This is a genomic window from Brevundimonas sp. (genome assembly GCF_016463295.1).
Taxonomy (GTDB): domain Bacteria; phylum Pseudomonadota; class Alphaproteobacteria; order Caulobacterales; family Caulobacteraceae; genus Brevundimonas.
The window spans coordinates 1-2,094 of sequence record NZ_JAEMRO010000148.1; the positions used below are offsets into that span (position 1 = coordinate 1).

Annotated in this window: 4 protein-coding genes; all 4 read left to right on the forward strand. The window is 67.5% G+C overall.

Annotated elements, in window-relative coordinates; translation table 11 throughout:
• On the forward strand, nt 1-536 hold a 536-nt coding region (locus JHC81_RS14340; RefSeq protein ID WP_292175797.1), incomplete at its 5' end, for a TonB family protein.
• A gap of 147 nt (nt 537-683) precedes the next feature.
• Nucleotides 684-1,052 carry a 30S ribosomal protein S13 gene (gene rpsM, locus JHC81_RS14345; protein ID WP_292175799.1) on the forward strand — a complete coding sequence of 123 codons (369 nt, stop codon included), beginning with the start codon at nt 684-686 and terminating at the stop codon, nt 1,050-1,052.
• Between the two features lie 12 nt (nt 1,053-1,064).
• On the forward strand, nt 1,065-1,454 hold the full coding sequence (gene rpsK / locus JHC81_RS14350; RefSeq protein ID WP_183213186.1) for a 30S ribosomal protein S11: 390 nt from the start codon (nt 1,065-1,067) through the stop codon (nt 1,452-1,454).
• 90 nt (nt 1,455-1,544) lie between these two features.
• The coding region (locus JHC81_RS14355; RefSeq protein ID WP_292175801.1) for a DNA-directed RNA polymerase subunit alpha at nt 1,545-2,094 on the forward strand (550 nt) is incomplete at its 3' end.

Here is a 2,094-nt window from a genome sequence, read left to right on the forward strand (position 1 = left end):
TGCCTGCCCCGACGCCCCCCAGCCCGCAGGCCGGGGGAGGGGCCCCCGCCGCGCCCTCTCGCATCCATGTGCCGCCCCGTCCACGACCTGTGCCGCCAGAACTGCCCGCACCGGCTATTCAGGCGCCGGAGCCGGAGATCGTCGTGGGCATCGCGCCGACCCCTTCGCCCCAGCCGGGCCAGGGTCTGGGCGGCCAGGGGACAGGGCAGGGGACCGGTATTGGCTCCGGGACCGGTCCGGGCACAGGCTCCACGCCACCGCGCTTCATCCGGGGGCCCAGTCGCAACGATGTGGGCCGGGCTCATCGTCGGGTCGATCCGCGCCTGCGTCAGCGCGGGACGGCGGTCATGCGCTGCATTATCCAGGCCGACACCCGCCTGGACCGCTGCGCCATCCTCAGCGAGACGCCCCCCGGCATCGGCTTCGGCTCGGCGGCCTTGACCCTGGCCCCTCTGTACCGCTTTCAGCCGCCGACCGAGAACGGGCAGATCCAGGCAGATCAGGGCGTGACCGTCACGGTTCGTTTCGAGCCGTGAGCCAGCCGGGGCGACCGATCGGCACCCTTAGGCGTTGACGACATCTGAATCCCCTGTATAAGGCCCGCTTCCGCGAAGGGCGTCGGCGCTCCTGGTCTGTTGACCGGAGCGTTTGTTGCGTCCGCACACGCGTATCTGGAGAATTTCGTGGCCCGTATCGCTGGCGTCAACATCCCGACCAACAAGCGCGTGGAAATCGCGCTTCAGTACATCCATGGCATCGGCCCTGCGTCGGCCAAGGAAATCACCGAGAAGGTCGGCATCGAGCCCGCCCGTCGCGTGAACCAGCTGACGGACGCCGAAGTCCTGCAGATCCGCGAGACGATCGACAAGGATCACACCGTCGAGGGTGACCTGCGTCGCGAGACCTCGATGAACATCAAGCGTCTGATGGACCTGGCCTGCTACCGCGGCCTGCGTCACCGCAAGGGCCTGCCGGTCCGCGGCCAGCGCACGCACACCAACGCCCGCACCCGCAAGGGCCCGGCCAAGCCGATCGCCGGCAAGAAGAAGTAAGAGAGCGAACTGATGGCCAAGGAACCGGGTCGCGTAAAGAAGCGCGAGCGCAAGAACATCACGTCGGGCGTCGCCCATGTGAACTCGTCGTTCAACAACACCATGATCACGATCACCGATGCCCAGGGCAACGCGATCTCGTGGTCGTCGTCGGGCCACATGGGCTTCAAGGGTTCGCGCAAGTCGACCCCTTACGCCGCCCAGATGGCCGCCGAAGACGCCGGCAAGAAGGCCCAGGAACACGGCGTCAAGACGCTGGAAGTCAACGTCTCGGGTCCCGGTTCCGGTCGTGAGTCGGCGCTCCGCGCCCTCCAGTCGGTCGGCCTGACCATCACCACCATCCGCGACGTCACCCCGATGCCGCACAACGGTTGCCGTCCGCCCAAGCGCCGCCGCGTCTAAGCGTACCGCCGCCGACTTCTATTCTCCGCCGGTCCTGCCGCCTCTGACGAGAAGCGAGGGACCGGCGAACTCCGTTTCCGAGGGACACCCATGATCGAACGTAACTGGCAAGAGCTGATCCGTCCCGAAAAGCCCCAGGTCGAGGCTGGCTCGGACGCCCAGCGCAAGGCCCGCCTGGTCGCCGAACCGCTAGAGCGCGGCTTTGGCGTGACGCTGGGCAATGCGCTTCGCCGCGTGCTGCTGTCGTCGCTGCAAGGCGCCGCCGTCACCGCCATCCAGATCGACGGCGTGGTCCATGAATTTTCGTCGCTGGAAGGCGTGCGCGAGGACGTGGTCGACATCGTCCTGAACATCAAGCAACTGGCGCTGCGCATGCACGCCGAGGGCCCCAAGCGCATGACGCTGAAGGCCACCGGCCCCGGTCCGGTCACCGCCGGCCAGATCGACGTGCCCGCCGACATCGAGGTTCTGAACCCCGACCACGTGATCTGCACTTTGGACGACGGCGCTTCGGTGCGCATGGAACTGACCGTCCAGAACGGCAAGGGCTATGTCGCCTCCGAGCTGAACCGGCCGGAAGACGCCCCGATCGGCCTGATCGCCGTCGACGCCCTGTATTCGCCGGTCAAGCGCGTCGCCT

What these genes read in the sequence shown, in the direction of transcription:
- rpsK (WP_183213186.1), top strand. Translation starts at nt 1,065, where the DNA reads ATGGCCAAGGAACCGGGTCGCGTAAAGAAGCGCGAGCGCAAGAACATC.